The sequence below is a fragment of the Thalassotalea mangrovi genome, from assembly GCF_005116735.1.
In the GTDB taxonomy this organism is placed as follows: Bacteria; Pseudomonadota; Gammaproteobacteria; order Enterobacterales; family Alteromonadaceae; genus Thalassotalea_A; species Thalassotalea_A mangrovi.
This window is the reverse complement of the sequence record NZ_SWDB01000021.1, coordinates 1-17,769: the sequence shown is the minus strand read 5'-3', so window position 1 is coordinate 17,769 and position 17,769 is coordinate 1. Positions and strand designations below refer to the sequence as shown.

The window sequence follows — 17,769 nt, the reverse complement described above, 5'->3', positions numbered from 1 at the left end:
GGTTGAACTTTCGATTATCGCTCTTTTAGTCATCCCAATCTGGTTCAGACCATACCTATCTGCTTCGGATCATGCGCCTGTTTCATACGTTTTTTGGGAATTTGTTAAGCACCAGACTTCCATAACCGAATGGTTTCTCGATATTTATTGTCAACATTCTCGTCATCGTCTGGACAGGAAAATAAAACAACTTGGAGGGCATTAAAGGATTCTGGGTATTCAGAAAGTTTATCCATAATCGCTAATGCTTCGTTGTCTGAAAGTTCCATCTTGTTGATATACGAAAGTGAAGCTGGTTCAACAATTTCTTGTACAGGACTAAAAAATGAATTCTTCCAATATTTGTACATTTCCATATGCTTGGCATGTTCGAGTTTTTCTGATGCTGGCAAACGGCATATTTCATGAAGCACGAGAAAAGGAGCGTCTTCACCAATTTCTATCGATTGTGCGACGATTCGCTTCCACTCACTTTCATCATGGTAAGGAAATTTACAATCAATACTGTAATAAAACTCTTCGTAGTTCATTCAATAGTCAATGTATCAATAGATATTTAGCTGAACCTTTCGTCACTAGTTGAATGACTGCAGTTCGCTCGCAACGGCCCTTGACTGTTTTCTCAAGCTACTGTGTTTATTGTATAAAAGCAAACGTAGTGGAAGTTTTAGGGAGAAACTGAAAAGTATTTACTTTGTGATGTTAATGTTTAATATGATTTATAAAGTAAAATCAATGGATTATTGTAATGAAGGGACTGATGTACCGCATAATCGCGGTGATTGTAATCGTTTCAACCGTATTAGTAGGCTGCGGTGGTGAAAAAGCTAAGCCTGCAAAAGTTACCAGTATCACCATTGAAGGATTAGATACGTCCTACCTTGAATTTAAAACACACCCCGTAAAAGTAATAGCGCATTATGAAGACGATACCAGTGGTTCAATAACACCTGTCTGGTCGACTACAGATGATTCGATTGCGTATGTGGATGAATCAAATACATTTCACGCTGTTGCACCAGGTAATGTGACTATTACCGCCGCACATGAAAGCAAATTTGCTAGTGTCAGCTTAAAAGTCACTTCAGCTTTAACGGCAATCGCTATTCAAAACCTGAAAAGTACCTATATAGAAGGGCAGAATGAACAATTAGTGGTTTTAGCAAGCTTCTATGACGACATAACTGAACAAGTTATACCTTCCTGGAACACGACCGATGCCGGTATCGGTTTCGTTAACTCTGATAACGTATTTGTAGCGGTATCGCCGGGAGTGGTGGAGGTAACAGCCAGCTATCGGGAGGTTACCGAAACACTGCAAGTTTCAATCAGTGAAGCTGAAATCGTGAGTATTCAATATGCGGTAGAGCATACGTCCTTTCCGGTTGGTACAAGTTCACAAATCCAGGGTGTCGCCATTTTAAGCAATGAAAAATCCGTTTTGGGCGAAGGTTTTACCTATGAATCACTTTCACCGACCGTCATTTCGGTAGATGAGCAAGGCGTGGCTAAAGCCCTTAGTGAAGGCGAAGCTGAAATTATCATTCGTAACGGTGAATTTGAATTAAGTTTCACGTTAGAGGCCACTCCAGCAGTTTTGGCAACGTTAACTATATCTGCGCCATCGGCTATTCCTGTCGGCTATCCGTTTCCCATTGACGTTATTGGGATTTATACCGACGAGACCGTTCATGATATCAAGCCTACGTGGCACGTAAACAACGAAAGCGTATTGAGAATTGAAGATGGAGAAATCATTGGAATGATTCAAGGCTCCAGTGATATCTATGCAACATTCAATGATATTCAATCCAATACCTTAAACATCACTATAAATGACTCTGTGCCATTGAGATTAGAATTATCGAAAGAAACGTTATCGATTCCTGTAGGCCATTCAGAGCAAATTTCAGGTACTCTGGTCTTTACCGACAACAATGAAGTTGCAGCTTCGCCGATTGTTTTCTGGTCTGATAATAATGAGATTGCAACTGTTGATGAAAATGGGGTTATCAGTGGTAACAGTATCGGGAGTACAGCTATTGTCGCTTCGAGCTATGGACTGACAGATAACGTTTCGGTAGATATCACTGAAGCTTTACCTCGTAGCCTTGTGCTGAGTGTTGATGAAATTAAGGTCCCGCATAGTTTACAGCAAACCTTTACGGTGCTCGGGGAACTGTCTGATGGTACAACGAGGAATGTAACCGAACAGGCCGTTTATACATTAAGCGACCCATCCCTTGGGCAGATATACGTTTTTAAAGGTGAAGCCTACTACACCGCCGATGCTCCAATGCGAGGCACTTTAACAGTTAAGTATGGCGATTTGGAAGTGGAAATTCCGGTTGAAAATACCGACGCTGTGCCAGTAGCGTTCAATCAGCCTAATTCAGAGGGAGAGTTTCCTCTCGGGGTTATTTTTGAATTTGCTAAGGGTGTTGAATTTAGTGATGGATCCATAGTTTATCCTAATGAGGGATTTACCTGGACGGTGGATAACCCAGAAATTCTTAACCAATACTCAGGTGGTGCGGCTGCTATCGTTAAATTTAAAACCTATCAAAAAGGCACCGCTACGATCACATACCAATATGCGGACTTGATAGGAAAGGCTGTTATAACGGTCGGAGATCCCATGCTTACAAACATAAGAATTAATTTTTCAGACGTTAAGCTTTCTGATGGTGATTACCAGTTAACCGCGATAGCACACTATTCTGATGGGACTACTGAAGACGTGACTGACTTGATGACATGGGCCTCAGAGGATACGAGTATTGCAACGGTTTCGAATGAGCCAGGCAAGATTGGTTTATTGACACCGGTGGCTGTGGGGGGCGTCTATATTTCCGCCACCAAAAAGAACTTTTTCAGCAAAGACTGGATCTTGATAGAGTAGGTATTCGAGGCACTCGAAATATTTCAAATAAAGGCTTGGCGGTTAATCCCCGTCGGGCCGAAATGAGCGAACTACGGCCGTTCGAGCATGAATTCGTATATGATTCTCAGTCAGCGAACAAAGGACTAATAAATAGAAAAGCACTATGGAATTGCCAACAACCAATATGCTCAGGCAGGTGCCGTATCGCAAACGATTAAAAGTAGGTGATGTTTTTCGTCTAGCTTACCCTGGGAATAAATTCATTTTTGGGCAAATTATTTCTTTATCAGCCTCTGTCGGTGGATTCGACAACTGTATCAAAATATACGTTTATGATTTCATAACGAGCGACGCTGAATATCTGGTTAATTTAAGTTCTAAAAAGCTAATGTGCGAACCATTATTTGTTAATCTGTTGGGGTTCAGCAGAGGCTATATGCCAATAATTGCAAACATGCATTTGCCTGATTCCTCTTGCGCAGATGAATGGTGTTTTCATGATGTGCCTTTTAAAAAATATTTGGACGAAAACGGAATTGAGCTAACAAAACCAAAACAAAATATAGGTACGTGGGGCTTGAGCAACTACTTGGTTTTAGACGATTTAATAAGCAAGAAACTTGATTTACCACTTGTAGACGATTAATAAATGACATAGTTTTTCAGTTATGTGAACGTCTTTAGTGAGCGATATGCGGAAATAGGGGAAATCGCATGAAAGCTAAGATTTATGGATTACTTTTTCTGGCATTTTTGTGTCAAAAGGTCGCAGCTTTGGAGCAAGTAAAGGTCATAGTTGGCAACGATAACTATCAAATTCCTTCTATCTATTTATTCCCGAATAATGATATCAAACCAAAAATAGAGCGTAGTAACTCAATTGCGGTTGGCTTGTTTTTACCTGACTTTTCTGGTTACACAAAAGGCCGAAATCAATCAACCGTGGGAAAATATGATCCGAACCAATTATCCATTTTATGGACTGGAAAGGGCAAAGGGACGCACTTTAATGCACAGAAAAGGTTCAATAATTCATTAAAATATGGATTGATTGAACCGAAAGGTACTAAGCTAGAAAATTTAGTTGCGCACAATAATTTGTACAATGATGGTGTTACTTATATTTCAAGCAGTCGAGAAGGTGATGAAGTGATTATTAACTGCAATGGAGACGTAAACTACATCTGTCGACTGAGATATTTAAACTCAAAAAGAGAAATAGGAGTTTTCATTCTTTTTGACCAACGTCACCTTTCAAATTGGTCGTCCATAAATGATGAAGTGATCAAAATGATTGATAGCTGGAAAACCTGATATACAAATCTGCGAACGGCAGAAAATGGCACAATTCGGTCATTCAAGGTTGGCCAAGATTCCCTGTAGTATCAGGGAATGACACAAGTGCTTTTGCTTTTTGCTCGGAACAGCGTGTGCTCGGAGCTGATGACATCAGCGTGCTCGGAGTGGCATTTTCTGCCACGTACTCGGAGTATCGTTTACGATACGTGCTCAGGGAGTTTCAACTCCCGTTAATGGCACAAAACGGTCATTCGAGCCCACTCTGAAATCCTTCCTCAGACGCATTAATTCAATTTAGTAACCGACAAACGATTACTGTGCCATTTTAAATTCAGAAAGATAGTAATTTGCTTGGTGAGGGATTAATTACTTAAAGCACGGAAGACTGTTAATTTGCACACAGGATTGATCCGATAAGACGGTAACGTTGCATCCAAGTCTGAGCCAGATAATGTGTACTAATCATCTGACCAAAAGCCAAAAAATAACCATTCAGGAGGATCACTTTACAATGCAAATCGTGGATCAAATTTAAGTGCAAGTTAACATCCTGTCGTTACTTTTTGCATACCAATTTAGATATTTTAAAACGAAAAGAACGTGCCACTTTGAATCGCCACTAGTTCCCTAGACACCTCTAAGTTAGATAAGGTGTTGTTGATTTGCATCCTAAATTGAGCCAGTTTTAACGAAAGATTGCATTAGAAAGTCAGCCATCAATCTTACACCAACAGACTGATTTGTAGGATATAAACTCATCTGGGGTGGGTCAAATTTCAATCCAAATTGTGGTTCAGTTTTAAGTGCAAATTAACACGCATTAATTCAATTTAGTAACCGACAAACGATTACTGTGCCATTTTAAATTCAGAAAGATAGTAATTTGCTTGGTGAGGGATTAATTACTTAAAGCACGGAAGACCTTGTGTTGATTAAAAAAATTTCTATCTTTTTTAAAACTTCTATCTTTTTTAAAAAAAGCCCGATTCGCACCTCTTCACAATGAGGAGGTTGTTACGGGGGAAATTTAGGCAAGAAATTCCTAAAACCATGTAATATTCCTGAAATCGACCGTTTTTGACACAAACCCCAAATCCAAGTCAATACAAGTATGCCATTTTGGAATAAAAAATGGTTATCTATTCTTTTATGTTTTACTTAAGGGTGGTTATCCTTTAGCCATTATTCATCCGTCTCGTTTTTGGACAATGCATGTTGGTTAAAGCAAACAACGATAACGCTGCCAGCTTGAGCGCCGATCAGCTCAAGCAGTTACAGCAGGTTATCCATCAATATTCGCCATTGCAGCTCGCCTGGGCCAGTGGTTATTTAGCGGCGAAAAGTGAAGGTGCTGACGCTGCTGCGCTACCTGCTGTGGCCGCCGAGCCTCAGTCGACCCTTACTATTTTATACGGCTCACAAACCGGTAACGCCAAAGGCGTTGCCGAAAAGGTGCTGCAATCAGCTCAATCCATGGGGATCGCCGCCACGTTGGTAAACATGGGCGAATACAAGCCTAAGAACATCAAGAATGAAACTCATCTGTTGATCGTTACCAGTACCAATGGTGAGGGCGAGCCACCTGATGATGCCATGGCATTGCATGAATTTTTATCGTCAAAACGTGCTCCTACGTTAGACAGCCTGCAATATTCAGTGCTGGCACTGGGTGATTCCAGCTACGAATTTTATTGCCAGACCGGTAAAGATTTTGATCAGTACCTGGAAAAGCTTGGTGCTAACCGTCTGGGCGAGCGAGTGGATTGCGATGTGGATTATCAGGCCGATGCCGAAGCCTGGCAAAATACACAGCTGGAGAAAGTGAAAGCACTTTTTGCCGCGAACACCGCTCAGGTTGTACAACTTCCTGTTGCAGGCAATGAGGCAGCGACTTCTGTTTATAGCAAAGAAAACCCTTTCACGGCGGTTATTTTAGAGAACCAGAAAATCACCGGTCGTGATTCCAATAAAGTGGTACAGCATCTGGAAATTGATTTAGCCGACAGTGGCATTCAATATCAGCCAGGTGATGCCTTGGGTATCTGGCCGAAAAACTCTAATGCGGCAGTAACAAGGATTATCGAAGCTTTATCACTCGCAGCCGATGAGTCTGTTGCCATTGATGGCGTTGAGCTTTCACTGGCAGATGCATTGATCAGCAAACGGGAAATTGGACCTTTGGCAAAAGCGACGCTAATTCACTGGCAACAGTTGTCTGATAGTGAAGAGCTGGCTGAATTGCTAGCCGATGCTGAGCAAACCCGTGCCCTTATCAATCAAAAACAATTCATCGACATTGTTAAACAATACCCTGGCAGCGTATCGGCGCAGGTGTTAGTTGACTTACTACCAGCTTTAACACCGCGCCTGTATTCCATCGCATCTTCACAGCAGGAAGTCGATGAAGAAGTACATTTAACCGTGGGCTTAATGCAGTTTGAAATCGATGGCGATTTGCGTGCAGGAACAGCATCTTCTTACCTGATTGAACAGTTAGAGGCAGACGCTGAAATCGATGTGTTTATCGAACATAACAACAATTTCCGTCTTCCTGACAATGATTCTACCGATGTCATTATGATAGGTCCGGGTACCGGTGTTGCGCCATTCAGGGCGTTTGTCCAGGAACGCAGCGCGCGTGGCGCGGACGGCAAAAACTGGTTGTTCTTTGGCGATCAGACTTTTACTCAGGATTTCCTGTATCAAACCGAATGGCAGGCGTATCTGAAATCGGGTGAATTAACTCGTTTAGATGTGGCGTTTTCTCGTGACCAGCAACAGAAAGTATATGTCCAGCATAAGCTCAAGCAAAACGCTGCAGCAGTGTATCAGTGGCTGGAGCAGGGCGCTCATTTATATATTTGTGGTGATATGTCACGGATGGCCAAAGACGTACATCAGGCACTGGTAGACATTATTGCTGAGCAGGGTGGTAAGAGCCAAGAGCAGGCAGAAGACTATTTGAAGCAAATGCGAATTGAAAAGCGCTATCAAAAGGACGTTTATTAATGAAAGGCAATATTCCAGAAGACGTTATTGTTCAGGGCACTTTAGCGGAAAACGAGCGCATTAAGGGCGAGAGTCAATACCTGCGCGGCACTATTGCCGACGATTTTAACGATGAGATCACCGGCGGCTTTACCGCTGATAATTTTCAGTTAATTCGTTTCCACGGTATGTACCAGCAGGATGATCGTGATATCCGTGCTGAGCGCGCTAAGCAAAAACTCGAGCCGTTACATAATGTGATGCTGCGCGCCCGTATGCCAGGCGGGGTGATTACGCCGGAGCAATGGTTAGCCATCGATACCTTTGCCGATGATCACACCAGCTATGGCAGCATTCGCTTAACCACCCGGCAGACTTTCCAGTTCCACGGGGTGTTAAAACCGAAAATTAAATTAATGCACCAGACGCTTAATAAGATTGGTATTGATTCGATTGCCACTGCTGGCGATGTAAACCGCAACGTGCTTTGTACCTCAAATCCGGTTGAATCAAAGCTGCATCAGGAAGCGTACGAGTGGGCAATTAAAATCAGTGAGCACTTACTGCCTAAAACCAAAGCCTATGCAGAAATCTGGTTGGATGGCGAAAAAGTTGAACAAACAGGTGATAATGTCGAGCCAATTTTAGGTAAGACCTATCTGCCTCGTAAGTTTAAAACTACGGTAGTTATCCCGCCGCAGAATGATGTGGATGTACATGCCAATGATTTAAACTTTGTCGCGATTGGCGATGGTGACAAACTGATTGGTTTTAATGTCCTGGTTGGTGGCGGCCTAGCGATGACCTTCGGTGATGAGTCGACCTATCCACGTCGCGCCGATGACTTTGGCTTTATCCCATTGGAGAAAACCCTGGATGTGGCTGCGGCTGTAGTAACTACCCAGCGTGACTGGGGTAATCGAGTCAATCGTAAAAATGCGAAAACTAAATACACCCTGGATCGTGTAGGTAGTGATCGGTTTAAACAAGAGGTGGAAAACCGCGCCGGTATTAAATTCGAAGCATCAAAACCTTATGAGTTTACTGAACGCGGCGATCGTATTGGCTGGGTTGAAGGTATTGATAACAAGCATCATTTAACCTTATTCATCGAAAATGGTCGTATTAAAGATACTGATGTGGCGCCGCTAAAAACGGGGGTTCGCAAAATTGCCGAAATTCACCAGGGTGATTTTCGCATGACGGCTAACCAGAACCTGATTGTTGCTGGCGTCGATGCGGCGGATAAAGCACGTATTGAAGAAATCGCTGTATCTCATGGCCTGATGGATGCAACGGTGAGTAACCAGCGGAAAAATTCCATGGCCTGTGTGGCGTTTCCAACCTGTCCACTAGCGATGGCAGAAGCTGAACGTTTTCTTCCTGGTTACGTGACACAGATTGAAGGCTTGCTGGCCAAACATGGCATTGTTGATGAGCACATTATTTTCCGCGTTACAGGTTGTCCGAACGGTTGTGGTCGCGCCATGCTGGCGGAGATTGGCCTGGTAGGCCGAGGACCGGATAAGTACAACCTATATTTAGGCGGCAATGTTGCTGGTACTCGTGTCCCTAAGCTCTACAAGGACAATATCAGCTCTACCGAAATTTTAGGTCATCTTGATGAGCTAATTGCTAAGTGGGTCGCCAGTCGAAATGCCAATGAGGCCTTTGGTGACTTCGTAATTCGTGCAGGGATCGTAAAAGAAGTAAAAGTCAGTGCGACTGATTTTTATGGGTAATGATTATGACAAATCTCGCGGTAAATAATCGCTTTCCAGCGTCACTGCCAGAAACTCTGCTTTTGCAGTGGAATCAGCAACTGGAGCAAAAATCTGCCGTTGAACGGGTAGAGTGGGCATTGGAGCATTTGCCTGCACAGTTTGCGCTCACGTCCAGTTTTGGTATTCAGTCTGCGGTCATGCTGCACATGATGACACAAATCCAGCCGGATATTCCGGTGATATTGACGGATACCGGTTATCTATTTGAAGAAACCTATCGTTTTATCGATGAGTTAACCGAGCGCTTCAACCTGAATCTGCATGTGGTACGTGCCGATATTTCTCCGGCCTGGCAACGGGCCCGTTATGGTGAACAATGGCAGCAGGATGAAAAAGCCCTTAAAGAATACAATCTGCGCAACAAAGTTGAACCGTTGGAGCGTGGCCTTGAGCAGTTAAATGTGAATACCTGGTTTTCAGGTGTCCGTCGCAGTCAGACTGATCACCGTAAAAGCCTGTCGGTATTACAGGTCATTCGTGGTCGATTTAAAGTGCACCCAATCATTGACTGGAACAATAAGCAGGTACATGAATACCTGGCGGCTAATAACCTGCCGTATCACCCCTTGTGGGAACAAGGTTATGTATCGGTTGGTGATAAACATTCGAGTTTGCCATTATCGGCACAAATGGAAGAGCAGGATACTCGCTTTAATGGCATGCAACGTGAATGTGGCTTACATATTGATGGGGATGGAATATAACGGGGGCTGAAGCCCCCGTTATAAAGAACGTATCGTGAACGATACTCCGAGCACGTGGCTAAATTCGCCACTTCGAGAACGCTGATGTCATCAGCTCCGAGTACACGCTGTTTCGAGTTGCCTATATGGACATAGGTATGTCGACAGCGTCTGGAACTGGGCTGTCGACTCAAGTGAAACCCCTTGAATCTTTCCTTACAGCGAAAGGAAATCCTAAATTGGCAACAAAAACGAGTTGGAAGCGATATATGCTATTGCTTGTCGCAGTTGGCAGGCCGTTTATAGCTATTGTTAATGATTTTGCTGATATGCCGTTTGTTATTCTTGAAAAATTAACGGGAAATAAAAAGGGAGCATTCATGCTCCCTTTTTTACATATGTTCATGAGGTATTGCTATAACACAGGCGCAATTACCAGGGAAACAATTGCCATTACATTGATTAAGATATTCATTGATGGACCGGATGTGTCCTTGAACGGATCACCGACGGTGTCACCAACTACCGTTGCGGCATGAGTTTCAGAACCCTTACCGCCTAAATTGCCTTTCTCAACGTATTTTTTCGCATTATCCCAGGCACCACCAGCGTTAGCCATCATCAGCGCCATTAACACACAGCCAAGCAGTGCGCCACCTAAGGTTCCACCTAAGGCTTGCGGGCTTATTCCAAAACCGACAATGACAGGCACTGAGACCGCTACCACTCCGGGAAAGATCATTTTCTTTAATGCTGCAGTGGTGGCTATATCTACGCACCTTGCGGTATCAGGTTCGGCCTTACCTTCGAGCAATCCATCAATTTCTCTGAATTGTCGGCGGATTTCATGGATCATTGCAAAAGCGGCATCACCGACAGCGGTCATGGTGATAGAGGCAATAAAGAATGGCACCATACCACCAATAAACAATCCGATTAATACCTGTGGGTCACCCAGATGCAGGCTGAAATTGTCTATTTTATGTCCCATGGTTTCTACATAAGCGGCAATAATCGCTAACGCCGCCAATGCAGCTGCACCAATGGCAAACCCTTTACCGATAGCGGCAGTAGTATTACCTAATTCGTCCAATGAGTCGGTGATATTACGGGTTTCTTCACCGAGCCCCGCCATTTCAGCGATACCACCGGCATTATCGGCGACCGGTCCGTATGCGTCGATTGCCATGGTGATACCGACGGTTGCCAGCATACCAACGGCTGCAATACCTACGCCGTACAATCCAGCGAGATAAGTGGACGTGAAAATGATCGCACAGATGGTGAGAATTGGAACCACAACTGATTCCATCCCTACTGAAAGCCCGGTAATCATCACTGTTGCCGGGCCCGTTTCACCAGCCCGGGCAATTTTTCGAACCGGCGCGGCGGATGTATAAAATTCGGTAACCAGGCCAATAATGATGCCACCAATCGCTCCCACCAACACCGCACCCCAGATAGCCGAGTTAACGCCCATCCACTGCACCAGAAAATAAGATGAGGCAATAAATATTACCGCCGAAGATATGGTACCGGCGCGAAGCGCCAGTTCGGCTTTATTACCGGACATGGTTTTGACGATCAATATGCCTAATATTGAACAGACCAGGCCGAGTGAGGCCAACATTAAAGGTAACGCCATCAAGGCGCTACGATCGCCCAACATATCTACCGCCATGGTAGAAGCGATGGCAATGGATGCGATCATCGAACCACAGTATGATTCAAAAATATCGGATCCCATGCCAGCAACATCGCCGACGTTATCACCAACGTTATCGGCGATAACCCCAGGATTACGCGGATCATCTTCCGGTATTCCTGCTTCTATTTTACCCACCAGGTCGGCACCAACGTCGGCACTTTTTGTATAAATACCACCACCAACACGAGAAAATAGTGCGACCGAAGAAGCGCCCATACCAAATCCGTGGATGTAATGGGTGGTCGTTGGATCGCCACCAAAGTACCAGTACAAAGTACCAAGACCAATAAGGCCGAGCGAAGCGACACATAATCCCATCACCGATCCACCAAAGAAAGCGACAGTGAGGGCAGGGCCTGCCCCTTTTTCATGGGCTGCATTAGTGGTTCTTACATTGGCTTTGGTCGCGGTAAACATTCCTATATAGCCCGCCAACGCGGAAGACACTGCACCAACAAAGAATGCCAGGGCTGTATTAGGGCTGACGAATATATAAAGAAGAATAATTAGCACCAGCGAGAAAAGGGCGAGCATCTTATATTCGCGATGCATAAATACCATGGCACCGAGATGTATTTGTTCGGCAATTTTCTCCAGCGTGGCATTACCCGCACTGTAGGATTTAATAATACTGTAGAGAATAAAAGCGAATATCAGGCCGACCAGGCCCAGGACAGGTGGTAGATAAAGTAGATTATCCATAGAATCCCCATTGTTCTTGTTATCACAGGTTTTGCGAAACGTGTTCTTATAGTTGATCTCTTAAGAGTTACCGATAAGACAACATGGACAGTCGGTGGAACCCCGATAGTAAACAGCGAACCTTGGTTGTATTTCGAAATTCATCGATAATACTGAGACTGCTGACCCCGGTTTTAACTACCTTTGTGTTCTTACATTACTCCTAGTTTTGAAAAAAGTGTAGTTAATCTTAGGTTTTCTTTAGGAAAACTGGTGGGAACTTGTGAAAATGTTGTTTATTTTCACAGCGAATATCTCGAATTTAATTTTTATCCGGGTATAATAATGCCCTTTTAAAATTCAGCCTGAATAGTAGGAAGAGCCATGAGCCTTAACAAAGTACCTGCAGGTAAAAACTTACCTGATGAAATTAATGTAATCATCGAGATCCCGGCTCACGCAGATCCGGTGAAGTATGAAGTTGATAAAGATTCTGGTGCTATTTTCGTAGACCGTTTTATGTCAACGTGCATGCACTACCCAACCAACTATGGTTATGTTCCTCATACTTTGTCATTAGATGGTGATCCAGTTGACGTTTTGGTTCCTACACCATTTCCACTGATGCCTGGTGCAGTTATTCGTTGTCGCCCTATCGGTGTTTTGAATATGACCGATGAGTCTGGTGAAGATGCAAAAGTATTAGCGGTACCAGTTGACAAGTTATCTACTATTTACCGCGGTATCAACGAAGCGACTGAAATGCCAGAGTTGTTACTTAACCAAATCGCTCACTTCTTTGAGCGTTACAAAGATCTTGAGCCAAACAAATGGGTGAAAATCGAAGGTTGGGCTGACGCAAAAGCAGCCAAAGATGAGATTTTATCCAGCGTTAAACGTTACGAAGAAGCAGACGAAAAGCCAGCTTTCTAAACGAACGATAGCGGATTCAATAAAAGCACCTTCGGGTGCTTTTATCGTTTCTGGAATAACGGAACGCTAACTTTCATGTTTATTTCCATTTCTTGTTTATTCCCCACGTATCGCTACCAATTTAATAAAATTTAATGTGATTTTTCCCTTAAACGGCAAATTTAAACGAGTGTTTTAAAAAACTTGCTTTGCTCTGCAGGACAAGGCAAACTCAGACGACTAAAATAAAAACCAATCCGTCTGAGCGAAAGGTTACTCGCTGAGCAATCAGCAAGGTTCAGGCAAGGTGCCAAACCTGGGGTATTGCTGCCTTAGGGGTTTGGACTTGGTAAAGCTTTCTCGTTACAACAAGACAATCCTCATGATCAAAGAAGGAGTTCCGGCATGTTATATCAAGGCGATAGCCTAACTGCCCAGTTGCTTGACGATGGTATCGTTGAGTTGCAATTCAATGCCAAAGGATCAGTAAACGTCCTTAATCTGGCGACTTTACAGGAATACAAAAACGCTATTGAAGCGATCGCTGCATGCGATGCCGCCAAAGGCGTGATCGTCACTTCGGCAAAATCAGCCTTTATCGCGGGCGCTGATATCACTGAATTCACCGAAATGTTCAAAACTCCGGATGAAAAAATTGCCGGCGTCTTTAAAAGCAGCAGTGACATCTTCGACATGTTCGAAGATCTTCCTGTACCGACCGTTGCCGCGATTACCGGTTTTGCCCTTGGCGGTGGTTGTGAAACCGCTTTGGTGTGTGATTACCGTGTCGCAGATACCACGGCAAGAATTGGTTTGCCTGAAGTTAAACTGGGGTTGATGCCAGGATTCGGTGGCACCGTACGTTTACCGCGTATTATTGGTGTTGATAACGCGCTGGAGTGGATGACCACTGGCAAGCCTTATAAGGCTGATGAGGCATTAGCTTTCCATGCCATCGATGCAGTAGTTGCACCGGAAAACCTGCGTGAGTCGGCAATCAAAATGCTACAACAGGCGATTGATGGCAAGCTTGACTGGCAGGCGAAACGCCAGGAAAAACTTGAGCCGGTTCAGCTTTCTGAAATTGAGCACATCATGAGCTTCAATACCGCCAAAGGTATGGTTGCAGCCAAAGCGGGTAAACATTATCCAGCACCAATGGCGATGGTTAAGTTGCTGGAAAAATCGGTCTTGTTAAATCGCACCGAAGCCATGCTAATGGAGAATCAGGCATTCGGTATGTTGGCCAAAACCGATGCTGCAGCTGCTCAGGTTGGACTGTTTTTGTCTGATCAGGTGGTTAAAGGTAAAGCCAAAAAAGCGGCTAAATCCGTTGACAAAAAAGTGGCACGCGCTGCTGTTTTGGGGGCCGGTATTATGGGCGGTGGTATTGCTTACCAATCGGCATATAAAGGTACGCCGATTGTGATGAAGGATATCAATAACAAGGCTCTGGATTTAGGGCTAAGCACCGCCGCTGATATTCTTAATAAGCAGGTCGAACGAGGCCGCCTGAATGCCAAGAAGATGGCATCGGTTTTAAATAATATTACCCCAAGCCTTAACTACGACAGTATTAAAGGCTCAGACATTGTGGTTGAAGCGGTTGTCGAGAATCCGGAAGTCAAAGCGTCAGTGTTAAAAGAAGTAGAAAGCTTTGTCTCTGATAAAGCCATCATTGCTTCCAATACATCCACCATTTCCATCGATTTACTGGCTAAAAGCCTGAATAAGCCGGAACGTTTCTGTGGTATGCATTTCTTTAATCCGGTTCATAAAATGCCGTTGGTTGAAGTAATTCGTGGTAAAGATACCAGCGAAGAAACCATTGCAGCGGTTGTTGCCTATGCTGCGAGTATGGGGAAATCGCCAATTGTCGTAAACGATTGCCCGGGTTTTTACATTAACCGTGTATTGTTCCCTTATCTGGCCGGCTTCAGCCAACTGTTATTAGATGGTGCCGATATTGCCACCGTTGACAAAGTCATGGAGAAAGAATTCGGATGGCCAATGGGACCGGCTTACCTTCTCGACGTGGTAGGTTTGGATACTGCTAACCACTGTACATCAGTCATGGCAGACGGCTTCCCGACCCGCATGGCGCAAATTGATAACGATCCGATCTCTTTGCTTGTCAATGATAGTCGCTATGGCCAGAAAAATGGCGTTGGTTTTTATGAGTACTCAAAGGACAAACGCGGTCGCCCGCAAAAAGTATTAAGTCAGGATAGCCTTGCCATTTTGGCTGCTGTCGCTAAGCAAGGTGCTGAGTTTAGCAATGACGAAATTATCGCTCGATTAATGATCCCTATGGTTAATGAAACCATCCGCTGTCTGGAAGAGGGCATTGTTGCGAGCGCTGCAGAAGCAGACATGGGACTGATTTATGGCCTTGGATTCCCTCCATTCAGAGGCGGACCTATCCGCTATCTGGAAACGATTGGTTTGCAAGAGTTTATCGAAATGGCTGATAAGTATGCGCATCTGGGTGAATACTATCAGGTCACAGAAGGATTACGCGAAATGGCCGCATCAGGTAAGTCATATTTTTCTTCTGATGTGAAAAAAGGTTAAGGGAGCACAAATTATGATGAATGAAGTAGTAATAGTCGATTGCGTACGTTCACCTATGGGTCGCTCTAAGGGCGGCGTATTCAGAAACGTCCGTGCTGAAGAATTATCAGCGCAATTAATGCGTGCTCTGCTTATCCGTAACCCTGCACTGGATCCTGCGGATATCGAAGACGTAATCTGGGGCTGCGTAAAGCAAACCAAAGAGCAGGGTTTTAATATTGCCCGCAATGCTGCCCTGATGGCTGGCATTCCCAAAGATGTCGCAGCGGTTACCGTCAATCGCCTGTGTGGTTCATCAATGCAGGCATTGCATGATGCGTCGACCAGTATCATGGCGGGAATAGGTGATGTTTACCTAATTGGCGGTGTCGAGCACATGGGGCATGTACCCATGATGTACGATATCGATTTTGCTCCGGCAATGGCCAAATATATGGCAAAAGCCGCCGGTAACATGGGGTTAACTGCGGAATTACTGGGTCGTCAACACGGCATTAGCCGTGAAATGCAGGATGCGTTTGCTGCGCGTTCTCACCAAAGAGCATACGCGGCACACCTGGAAGGGCGCTGGGCCAATGAAATCGTACCGATTGCCGGTCATGATCAACAGGGCGCGTTAACCATGGTGGATTACGATGAAGTAGTGCGCCCGGATTGTACGGCTGAAGGTTTGTCTGCATTGCGTCCGGTATTCGATCCGGTAAATGGCACGGTAACGGCAGGTAGCTCTTCGGCCATTTCTGACGGAGCTAGTGCAATGTTGGTCATGTCAGCTGAAAAAGCCAAACAGTTAGGGTTAACACCGCGCGTAAAAATCCGTGGTATGGGTGTGGCAGGTTGTGATCCGGCGACCATGGGCTTCGGTCCGGTTCCTGCGACCAAAAAAGCGCTTAAGCGAGCTGGCTTGAGTATTGCCGATATTGAATTAGCCGAATTCAATGAAGCGTTTTCGGCGCAGGCGCTATCCTGTATTAAGTCTCTGGGTATGTTGGATCAACTCGATGACAAGATAAACCTAAACGGTGGTGCCATTGCGTTAGGTCATCCTTTAGGTTGTTCTGGTTCCCGAATCTCAGGTACCTTGATTAATCTTATGGAAGCAAAAGATGTGAATATTGGCCTTGCAACCATGTGTATAGGTCTTGGCCAGGGCATTGCGACTGTATTTGAAAGAGTCTGATAGCAACGACTAAGACAAAAAAGGCCAGCGATTTGCTGGCCTTTGTATTTTATTACTTATCACTGGTTATTTTTAACCAGGTTATCCTGTTTAGCGCCACCTGCAATCGCAGCTTTGACTGCGGCTTCCTGACTAAGTCCTGCTTGTACAGCCTTATCAACAACCACCCGCGGATCAACTTTATCGGTTGCTGACACGGCGATTTCCACTACCTCTTCCGAGTTTTCCGGAAAATTGGAAAAAGCATTATTGAGGAGGGACATAAACATGCCTGGCAACTCTTCAAATGCCATGGTCATGATTAAATCAAACGCATCCGGATTTTGATCAGCTGCACTGTTAATAATGTTTTCGGCCATAACCGGGTTAGTGTTTATGGCGACGCGCACGATCTGATCCAGTTCATTCGGTCGTAACTGAGTGGCTGTTTTAACGATATCCCCAGCATAACCAGGTTCGGCTTTTATTGCTGTGGCAATAACATCGTAGCATGAAGCAACATCGTAGGTCAGTGCCATAGACACCACGTCGGTACTGGAGTGGGGATCAGCGGACAGGGCACCGCGAATAATCTGTTTATATTTGTGAGGATACTTCTGAAAGCTATAGTCGAGAATGAACTCTTCATGTTGCGGGTAGTGCCTGAGCATGCTGCTGACACTTCGCTTTATCGAATTGGTGCTTGAAAGCTGGGTTTCAAACAAGGATCTTAGTAACTGCTCTTGTTTGTCGGTTTCACTAGCGAAACTAACAGAATTAAGCGCCAGATTACTACATAATATAAAAACTAAGCAAAATACGCGTTTCATAGTTTAATGTTCTTTTTGGTCAATTCATCACACTTTGCCCCTCCTATCTAACTACAAGGACAATATTTAATCAACAAAAAGTCCCTTTTGTTTAATTATTGTTCATACGAATAAATAAATGAAGTTTTCTCAAAAAAACAGTTGACGGCTTCCGGAAAATCCCTAAAATGCGCATCCACTTCCACGGGGCAACCCAACGAAGTGTTTTGATAAGATAACCACTCCAAAGTGAGCGGTTAATCGAAACCGAAACGGCAAGATTTGAAA

At 44.4% G+C, this 17,769-nt stretch carries 12 protein-coding genes; 9 read left to right on the top strand and 3 right to left on the bottom strand.

What is annotated here, in order from left to right:
- Positions 1-104: 104 nt before the first annotated feature.
- Positions 105-530: a hypothetical protein gene (locus tag E8M12_RS08805; RefSeq protein ID WP_136735780.1), complete on the bottom strand. Its 426-nt coding sequence runs from the start codon at positions 528-530 to the stop codon at positions 105-107.
- A gap of 218 nt (positions 531-748) precedes the next feature.
- On the opposite strand from E8M12_RS08805, the gene E8M12_RS08800 reads away from it, so the two are divergent.
- The 6 genes from E8M12_RS08800 (at position 749) to E8M12_RS08775 (ending at position 9,659) form a co-directional block, all read left to right on the top strand.
- Positions 749-2,902 carry an Ig-like domain-containing protein gene (locus E8M12_RS08800; protein WP_136735779.1) on the top strand — a complete coding sequence of 718 codons (2,154 nt, stop codon included), beginning with the start codon at positions 749-751 and terminating at the stop codon, positions 2,900-2,902.
- A gap of 145 nt (positions 2,903-3,047) precedes the next feature.
- Positions 3,048-3,530, top strand: coding sequence for an Imm26 family immunity protein (locus E8M12_RS08795; protein WP_136735778.1), 483 nt, complete (start codon positions 3,048-3,050; stop codon positions 3,528-3,530).
- 68 nt (positions 3,531-3,598) lie between these two features.
- Positions 3,599-4,198, top strand: a complete 600-nt coding sequence (locus tag E8M12_RS08790) for a hypothetical protein (protein ID WP_136735777.1) — start codon at positions 3,599-3,601, stop codon at positions 4,196-4,198.
- Between the two features lie 1,197 nt (positions 4,199-5,395).
- Positions 5,396-7,192: an assimilatory sulfite reductase (NADPH) flavoprotein subunit gene (locus tag E8M12_RS08785; RefSeq protein ID WP_136735776.1), complete on the top strand. Its 1,797-nt coding sequence runs from the start codon at positions 5,396-5,398 to the stop codon at positions 7,190-7,192.
- Positions 7,192-8,913, top strand: coding sequence for an assimilatory sulfite reductase (NADPH) hemoprotein subunit (gene cysI / locus E8M12_RS08780; protein WP_136735775.1), 1,722 nt, complete (start codon positions 7,192-7,194; stop codon positions 8,911-8,913). The genes E8M12_RS08785 and cysI overlap by 1 nt, the downstream gene beginning before the upstream one ends.
- Positions 8,914-8,918: 5 nt before the next feature.
- Entirely contained in the window at positions 8,919-9,659 is a 741-nt protein-coding gene (locus tag E8M12_RS08775) for a phosphoadenylyl-sulfate reductase (RefSeq protein ID WP_246034083.1), read from the top strand.
- Between the two features lie 394 nt (positions 9,660-10,053).
- On the opposite strand, the gene E8M12_RS08770 is transcribed toward E8M12_RS08775, so the two are convergent.
- Positions 10,054-12,048, bottom strand: a complete 1,995-nt coding sequence (locus E8M12_RS08770) for a sodium-translocating pyrophosphatase (RefSeq protein WP_136735773.1) — start codon at positions 12,046-12,048, stop codon at positions 10,054-10,056.
- Positions 12,049-12,411: 363 nt separating this feature from the next.
- Here E8M12_RS08770 and ppa point away from each other — a divergent pair, with 363 nt between their 5' ends.
- The 3 genes from ppa to fadA all read left to right on the top strand — a co-directional run bounded on the left by ppa (position 12,412) and on the right by fadA (position 16,693).
- Positions 12,412-12,960, top strand: coding sequence for an inorganic diphosphatase (ppa, locus tag E8M12_RS08765; RefSeq protein WP_136735772.1), 549 nt, complete (start codon positions 12,412-12,414; stop codon positions 12,958-12,960).
- 384 nt (positions 12,961-13,344) lie between these two features.
- A complete protein-coding gene (fadB, locus tag E8M12_RS08760) occupies positions 13,345-15,513 on the top strand; it encodes a fatty acid oxidation complex subunit alpha FadB (RefSeq protein WP_136735771.1) in 2,169 nt (722 codons plus the stop codon).
- Positions 15,514-15,529: 16 nt separating this feature from the next.
- A complete protein-coding gene (gene fadA / locus E8M12_RS08755; RefSeq protein WP_136735898.1) occupies positions 15,530-16,693 on the top strand; it encodes an acetyl-CoA C-acyltransferase FadA in 1,164 nt (387 codons plus the stop codon).
- A 59-nt stretch (positions 16,694-16,752) separates the two neighbouring features.
- Here fadA and E8M12_RS08750 read toward each other — a convergent pair whose 3' ends face one another.
- The gene (locus E8M12_RS08750) at positions 16,753-17,502 is read right to left on the bottom strand and encodes a hypothetical protein (protein WP_136735770.1); all 750 of its coding nucleotides are present in this window, start codon (positions 17,500-17,502) and stop codon (positions 16,753-16,755) included.
- Positions 17,503-17,769 lie beyond the last annotated feature (267 nt).

What these genes read in the sequence shown, in the direction of transcription:
- E8M12_RS08805 (WP_136735780.1), bottom strand. Translation starts at nt 530, where the DNA reads ATGAACTACGAAGAGTTTTATTACAGTATTGATTGTAAATTTCCTTAC.
- E8M12_RS08800 (WP_136735779.1), top strand. Translation starts at nt 749, where the DNA reads ATGAAGGGACTGATGTACCGCATAATCGCGGTGATTGTAATCGTTTCA.
- E8M12_RS08795 (WP_136735778.1), top strand. Translation starts at nt 3,048, where the DNA reads ATGGAATTGCCAACAACCAATATGCTCAGGCAGGTGCCGTATCGCAAA.
- E8M12_RS08790 (WP_136735777.1), top strand. Translation starts at nt 3,599, where the DNA reads ATGAAAGCTAAGATTTATGGATTACTTTTTCTGGCATTTTTGTGTCAA.
- E8M12_RS08785 (WP_136735776.1), top strand. Translation starts at nt 5,396, where the DNA reads ATGTTGGTTAAAGCAAACAACGATAACGCTGCCAGCTTGAGCGCCGAT.
- cysI (WP_136735775.1), top strand. Translation starts at nt 7,192, where the DNA reads ATGAAAGGCAATATTCCAGAAGACGTTATTGTTCAGGGCACTTTAGCG.
- E8M12_RS08775 (WP_246034083.1), top strand. Translation starts at nt 8,919, where the DNA reads ATGACAAATCTCGCGGTAAATAATCGCTTTCCAGCGTCACTGCCAGAA.
- E8M12_RS08770 (WP_136735773.1), bottom strand. Translation starts at nt 12,048, where the DNA reads ATGGATAATCTACTTTATCTACCACCTGTCCTGGGCCTGGTCGGCCTG.
- ppa (WP_136735772.1), top strand. Translation starts at nt 12,412, where the DNA reads ATGAGCCTTAACAAAGTACCTGCAGGTAAAAACTTACCTGATGAAATT.
- fadB (WP_136735771.1), top strand. Translation starts at nt 13,345, where the DNA reads ATGTTATATCAAGGCGATAGCCTAACTGCCCAGTTGCTTGACGATGGT.
- fadA (WP_136735898.1), top strand. Translation starts at nt 15,530, where the DNA reads ATGAATGAAGTAGTAATAGTCGATTGCGTACGTTCACCTATGGGTCGC.
- E8M12_RS08750 (WP_136735770.1), bottom strand. Translation starts at nt 17,502, where the DNA reads ATGAAACGCGTATTTTGCTTAGTTTTTATATTATGTAGTAATCTGGCG.